Consider the following 7,292-nt stretch of genomic DNA (forward strand, 5'->3'; position numbering starts at 1 on the left):
CCCTGCTCCCCTGCTCCCCTGCTCCCCTGCTCCCCTGCACAAGCACGGGCTTTGAGAGGTGTGGTGAGAAATCCGGGCTACATCCTTAATCAATCCATTACAGCTAACACCGCTTTCGGCAATAACTTATCTTTAAACCAAACAATTCTGGCGGGGACATCATTTAATTTTACTCCCGCCTTTTCTAAATTAAGTCGTTCAGAAATCGCCAAAATTAAGTCGTCTCGTCCAGCCCGCCGCACCTGAGAAAACTTCTTTTGTAAATATTCTGGCCGCCAATAACCAACAATTTCTAATAAGAAGGTGCGTCCATCAGAATGCACCAAACGAAAATCAGGAATCATCACGCTACCAGGAATTGGGATTAAATCAACTTCTCGCTCTAACGCCCAGCCACTTTTTAAAACATCCCATTTATCAGCAAAGGATGCTTCTAGCATACTATCGTAGGGCTTGCCTGGTGGATAGTGGGATACTAAACCACATTCGGAATTGAGGGTGAAACGTCCAGTTTTCCAGGTATTTGTATAAGCGTCGCGGGTTTGGAGAATGGACGAAAGACTCCATTTAGTAACGTGAAGTAAAGCGGGAATAAGTTTAGCGATCGCTAACCCATATCGCGTACTAGGATTAAACAAACTCGTCGGGCCGTCTATCGTAATTGTAAACCCGTGGTCAGCATCGCCCTCAATATAAGCCATCAATTGAAATAACTTTAAATAGCGAAATAACAGCTTATATTCACCCGGAACATTCCGATGAGCATTTAACACCAGTTTACTGGCCTTATAAAACACACCCTGCACCTGAGATAAGTTATATCGATTTAACAAATCTGGCGCTGTTGGTGCATCAAAAACAGTCAAAATTTTATTCTCTGATAAATCAGCATAGAGTCCATTGCGAACCTGTTCTAGCAAAACTTCCCGCTCAAGTTCTTGAGTTAACTCATCAGCAATTCTATTTAGCGTAACTTGTGTTGATTCTCGACTAGAAACAGACTTTGCAGCCAACGAAAACACCCGTTCTCTTAACATCTGTGGTTCCAAAGGACTAACCACCTCAAAAGTGCAAAAACTACTTTTGAGAATATAAGCTAATCCCCGCTTCACCCGATAATCTGTCGAATCTCCTTCAAAATCAGTCAATTGTCGCTCAAGCACACCTTGAGTCTTCCCCACTGCTGATTGAAAATAATTAATTAACTCAATCGCCAACTCCGAAGTTACCCGATCGATCTTCAGTCTCTTCGGGATGATCTCCTCCCCGTTTTGGCGATGCATCAGTAAATCTGTCGGTAACATCTGAATTTTGGATTTTAGATTTTGAACTTCCGGTTGAATAATTAATTTCTAACTGTTCCGCAGCCTTCAAACTCCTTTCCTTCCCACTCCCATACACAACCTCCAACTTCCCCTTCCTTTCTTTTTCTCCCCCTGCTCCCCCTACCTTCCTCTCCCCTCTTCTCCTAGCCGAAGTCCCTTCCTCACTCGTATCCTCCGCCACCACCTCATACAAAATCGCCTGCTTATTCTCAATATTCCCCTTCCGTAAAATCCTCCCCAATCGCTGAGTATACTCCCTAGCTGAACCCGTTCCCGATAAAATAATCGCAACAGTTGCCGCCGGTACATCAACCCCTTCATTCAACACATGAGAAGCAACCAAAGTATTATATTTCCCCTCTCGAAACTTGGTTAATATCTCATGCCGTTCCTTCACAGGAGTTTGATGAGTAATTGCCGGGATTAGCAAATCTTGAGAAATCCGGTAAACTGTCGCATTATCAGCAGTAAAAATCAAAATTCGTGCTGGATAATGTTCTGCCAATAAATTAATCAAAATTCGCAACTTTCCATCAGTCCCCAGAGCAATATCTTTCGCTTCCCGGTGCGCTAACATCGCTCTCCTTCCAGATTGCGATCTAGCACTCATTTGCACGAACATTTGCCAACCTTGCAGACTCCCCAAAGAAATCTTAGATTGCTTTAAAAAGTCGTTGCGCGTTTGAATTAACTGGTTGTATCTTTCCCGCTCAAGTTGCGATAACTTAACCTTAATTTGGACAATTTCATGTTCTGCTAACGCCTTCCCTGCTAAATCTTCGGCGCGTTTGCGATACACTTCTTCACCAATAAGGATATTTAAGTCAGCGTGTTTACCATCGGTGCGTTCTGGCGTAGCGGATAGTCCCAGACGATAAGGTGCGATCGCATATTCAGCAATTACCCGATTAAAATCTGTTGGTAAATGGTGACATTCGTCAAAAACAATCAACGCATATTGATTTCCCAAGGTTTCGGCGTGAATTGCTGCACTGTCATAAGTTGCAACTAAGATGGCCGTTCTATCCCGCGAACCACCTCCCAGCAATCCCACCTCAGCATCGGGGAAAGCCGCCACCAAATGTGCGTACCACTGATGCATTAAATCCAAAGTTGGCACTACAATTAGCGTCGTGCGCGGCGTTGACTGCATCGCCATTTGCGCCAAATAAGTCTTTCCCGCCGCCGTGGGAAGCACAACAACTCCCTGCCTACCCGCCAGTTTCCAAGCTGCTAGTGCCTCAGTCTGGTGGGGATAGGGTTCCATTTCTAGAGTGGGAACCAAATCTACAGGATAAAATTGCTTGGCCTCATCGATAAAATTTACATCTTCCGCTTGTAGTGCTTCCACTAGCGATCGGTATCGAATTGCTGGAATGCGGAATTTTTCAACTCTATCATCCCACGTAGCATAATCCATCCAACCTTTGCCGCGTGGTGGTGGATGCAAAATTAATGTGCCACGATCAAAATTTAGTGTAGGGGTACGAGCCATTTATGGGGATTGGGGATTGGGGATTGGAAATTGGGGATTAGGGATTGGGGATTGGGAACCCCTCTAGTTAGTCTTCAGTACTTAGTACCTAGTCCTCAGTCCCTAGTCCCCAGTCCCTTGATTACTAATAACGTAAAAAGTGCATGATTCATTCAAGTAACTTAGACAAAAACCAACTAGATGCGCTCATCAGTCATGGAATGTCCGATCCACAAACAAACAATAGCCTTGCCAAATCTTATAAAGAACAGCGACAGAGCTTTCTGATAAAACGGCTGCAATTGCAGGCGCAGATTCTGCTGGTAGCTGGCTTGACTTTAATCGCTTTTTTTCTCTGGGCAAATTCACATCTAGAAGCCAAGATATACGCCTTTAAAATTGGGATTGTAGTAGAATTATTCATTCTTCTTTGTTGGGGTTTATGTAAAACTCCTATCGGCCGCCGCCATCCTGACTTAATTTTTTTGAGTTTATGCTGGGCTGTAACTTGTGTTGTCCAAATTGATATAGCTTTGCTGTTTAATAGTCTGGAACCTAGAAACAATATTTGGACTCTGATGTTTCTCACTCAGGCTACAATCATACCAGTCCAATGGTGGATGCATTTAATATCTCAACTCGGAACAATAATTTGCTATTTAACCTTATATCTCTTATATAATCCCACATTGAAGAATCCATCAGCTTTTTATGCTGAACAAGGATTATACTTCTTTTGGACTTGCGTAATTTGTGTATTTTCTGTCTATTTATACGAACGCTTGCGAAAAAAAGAATTTTACGCCCGTAAAGCAATGGAACTGGCGCAGCAAAAATCAGAAAGGCTGCTACTAAATATTCTGCCAGAGATGATTGCAGAACAATTAAAACAACAGCCTACAACTATTGCTGACAGTTTTCTAGAAGTTACGGTACTATTTGCCGATATTGTCGGTTTTACAGAGCTTTCAACTCGGACATCTCCTGCGGAATTAGTCGAGTTATTAAATACAATATTCTGTTTGTTCGACCAATTAGCAGAACGTCATGGGGTAGAGAAAATCAAGACCATTGGCGACGCATATATGGCTGTCGCCGGATTGCCAAATCAGTCTAATGACCATGCTCCAACAATAGCTAATATGGCGTTAGATATGCAAATTGCTATAGCTACCTTAAATGCAGAAAACAATCAATTATTTAGCATCCGTATTGGCATTAGTACAGGCCCAGTTGTGGCGGGGGTGATTGGACTGAAAAAGTTTGCCTACGACCTCTGGGGAGATACAGTAAATACTGCTAGTAGAATGGAATCACATGGGATAGCAGGTAGTATTCAAGTTTGTGAAGCAACTTATCAGCTTTTAAAGGATCGATACCTATTGGAGAAACGAGGTTTAATTCAGGTCAAAGGCAAAGGAGAAATGATGACTTATATCCTAAAAGAAATTAAGTTAAAAGCTTAATACAACTATGCTGTTTGGCGGATAGCAAAAAATAGAAAGTATGTAATTAGAGCGATAAATTTCAGCTATTTAACCTTTGCTAAAACTAAGTTTTATTACTTTAGATAGATTCGCAGCAAGGAACTGCTTTGATGTGTATTTTTCCGATGCATAATAAATGTTAAGCGATGTCTCCGACGGGCTATGACGCTCGATGACTCGCTACCGCTTCGCTATCGGAGTCGCATTCTCTAGCTAATTTTGGGAATAATCCTTTAGCTAGCTGCATAAAAGGAGAAGCCATATTGAAAGGAATACGTTCCCTTCTCGTGTCTTGTACTCTGGCACTATTGGTTGTTGGTAGCGCATTGCTACTAACACTATTGCTACAGCCACTACTGAAACCAACTATTTTCCTGCTATTTTTTGCTGCTGTGGCAGTTAGTGCCTGGTATGGCGGCATAGAAGCAGGGTTGCTGGCTACTGCTTTGTCTACTTTCGCCGTCAGCTATTTTTTCTTAGAGCCAGTATTTTCGCTCTCGGTTGCGAGTCTAGACAGCATCAGACGGTTAGGCTTGTTTGTCCTGGTGACAACATTCATTAGCTTGCTGAACTCAGAGTTACGCACTGCCAAACAACATCTTCAGATGAGTTTGCAGAAGTTACAAGCGAGTGAGGCAAAATTTAGAAGGTTGGTAGAGTCCAACATTATTGGGGTAATTGTAGCCAATATGGACGGGGCGATCGCAGAAGCTAATGATGCTTTTTTAGAAATGGTAGATTATTCGCAGGAGGATTTACTTGCTGGGCGAGTCCGATGGCGGGACATCGTAGCACCAGAATATATTGAAGCTAACAACAGTGCGATCGCAGAACTCAAAACCCAAGGTGTGTGTCAACCTTTTGAGAATGAATACATCCGCAAAGATCAAAGCCGCGTTCCTATCCTGTTAGGTTCTGCTTTGTTAGAAAACAATCCTAACGATATTATCTCTTTTGTACTTGATTTAAGCGAACGCAAACAAGCGGAAATAGCACTGCACCAACGAGAAGAGGAACTGCGCCTAATTACAAATGCTCTGCCCGTCCAGATTTCCTATGTTGATATCCAGCAGCGTTATCGCTTTAATAACAAGGGGTATGAAGACTGGTTTGGACTTCCTGCTTCCGAAATTTATGGTAAACACATTAGAGAAATTCTCGGCGAGTCGGTTTATCAGTCAATTCTTCCTTATGTAGAAGCGGTACTTTCTGGAAAGGAAGTAACTTATGACACCCAATTACCTCATAAAGATGGTACAAACCATTACGTAAATGTAACTTATGTTCCTCAGTTCAGTCAGCAAGGAAAAGTTGAAGGATTTGTTGCTCTGATTACAGATATTACCGTTCACAAGTTAGCAGAAGCAGCCCTCAAACAGAGCGAGAAACGGTTAAAAGCACTAACCGAAAAAGTTCGCATGATTCCTTGGGAGGTAAATGCCACTACTGGAAATTTTACTTATATCGGGCCGCAAACTGTTGAGATTCTTGGCTATCCATTATCAGACTGGTACATCGATAATTTCTGGGAAAAACACATGCATCCAGAAGATCGGGAGTGGGCTATCCAGTATTGCCAAGAATCTTCTCTAATACTGAATAATTACGAATTTGAATACAGAATGTTGGCTGCTGATGGCAGAATTGTCTGGTTGTATGACATTGTGAATGTCGTGCGGGATGAGAATGGGCCGCAGCTACTACATGGATTTATGCTCGATATTACCGATCGCAAGCAAGCAGAGCAAGAACGCGAACAACTGCTTGAGCGCGAACAAGCAGCACGCGCCGATGCAGAAGCTGCAAACCGGATGAAGGATGAGTTTCTCGCCACACTCTCCCACGAACTCCGCACACCCTTAAACGCTATACTAGGTTGGACGCAGCTACTTAGAAGTCGCAAGTTTGATGAGGCTACCACTGCGCGGGCGCTAGAGACAATTGAGCGGAACACTAGATCCCTAACGCAACTAATCGAAGATGTCTTAGATGTGTCGCGGATTATTAGGGGTACACTCCATCTAAAGACGCATCGGGTAAAACTTGTAACACTTGTAGAGGCAGCAATTGATACTGTGCGCCCAGCAGCCGAAGCCAAAGAGATTAGCATTCAGTGTAAATTCGATCCTGAAGTAGGGGTAGTTGTGGGTGATACCAACCGCTTGCAACAGGTTGTGTGGAATTTGCTCTCCAACGCCGTCAAGTTTACATCCAAAGGGGGAAGAGTTGATGTGCAATTGCAGCGAATTGAATCATCCGTGCAAATTCGGGTAAGTGATACGGGAGTGGGAATTGCTGGCGAATTCCTACCCCATGTATTTGAACGCTTCCGTCAAGCTGATAGTTCGATTACGCGATCGCATGGTGGACTAGGATTAGGGTTAGCGATCGTCCGCCACTTGGTAGAATTACACGGTGGCACAGTCTCTGTGGAAAGTCCAGGTGTGGGACAGGGAGCGACATTCATTGTCAATCTACCCATGAGAGCCATTTATGTAGAGGCTAATACCGTAGAGCTTTCATCTCTGGTTGATGTCCAAAAGGCTAACAATTATCTGCCGAGGCTAGATGACTTGCGAGTGCTGATCGTCGATGATGAGGCAGACGCGCGTCATTTACTCACCACAATTCTAGGACAGTATGGGGCCCAAGTCATAGCAGCTGCATCTGCAAGTGATGCACTGTTTGCTTTGGAACAATATCGCCCCCATATACTGGTGAGCGATATTGGTATGCCACAAGAAGATGGCTACGCACTAATTCGTCAAGTGAGGGCGCTACCAATAGATCGAGGAGGGCGGATTCCAGCAGTGGCACTAACGCTCTTTTATGACTCTCGTCGGATAAAAATCATCCACCCTTATTTTTAAGGACTTTGATGAATTTAGGCGTAGGTTGGGTTGAGGAACGAAACCCAACACCAACAATCTCTGGTTTTGTTGGGTTTCACTTCGTTCAACCCAACCTACCAATATTTTATTTTTTCGGAGTAATAAAAGAGCGCTA

At 43.5% G+C, this 7,292-nt stretch carries 4 protein-coding genes; 2 read left to right on the top strand and 2 right to left on the bottom strand.

Going from position 1 to position 7,292, the window contains the following annotated elements:
* Positions 1–89: 89 nt before the first annotated feature.
* Both CDG79_RS37700 and CDG79_RS37705 read right to left on the bottom strand, forming a co-directional pair.
* Positions 90–1,304 (bottom strand): DUF790 family protein, encoded by a 1,215-nt coding sequence (locus tag CDG79_RS37700; RefSeq protein WP_094346642.1) that lies wholly within the window; start codon positions 1,302–1,304, stop codon positions 90–92.
* Entirely contained in the window at positions 1,207–2,820 is a 1,614-nt protein-coding gene (locus CDG79_RS37705; RefSeq protein ID WP_094346643.1) for a DEAD/DEAH box helicase, read from the bottom strand. Before CDG79_RS37705 ends, CDG79_RS37700 begins: the two co-directional genes overlap by 98 nt.
* 143 nt (positions 2,821–2,963) lie before the next feature.
* Here CDG79_RS37705 and CDG79_RS37710 point away from each other — a divergent pair, with 143 nt between their 5' ends.
* Both CDG79_RS37710 and CDG79_RS37715 read left to right on the top strand, forming a co-directional pair.
* The gene (locus CDG79_RS37710) at positions 2,964–4,265 is read left to right on the top strand and encodes an adenylate/guanylate cyclase domain-containing protein (protein ID WP_094346644.1); all 1,302 of its coding nucleotides are present in this window, start codon (positions 2,964–2,966) and stop codon (positions 4,263–4,265) included.
* A 284-nt stretch (positions 4,266–4,549) separates the two neighbouring features.
* Complete coding sequence (locus CDG79_RS37715; protein ID WP_442946283.1) at positions 4,550–7,156, top strand: PAS domain S-box protein; 2,607 nt, start codon at positions 4,550–4,552, stop codon at positions 7,154–7,156.
* Positions 7,157–7,292 lie beyond the last annotated feature (136 nt).

It is taken from the genome of Nostoc sp. 'Peltigera membranacea cyanobiont' 232 (assembly GCF_002245985.1).
Taxonomy (GTDB): domain Bacteria; phylum Cyanobacteriota; class Cyanobacteriia; order Cyanobacteriales; family Nostocaceae; genus Nostoc.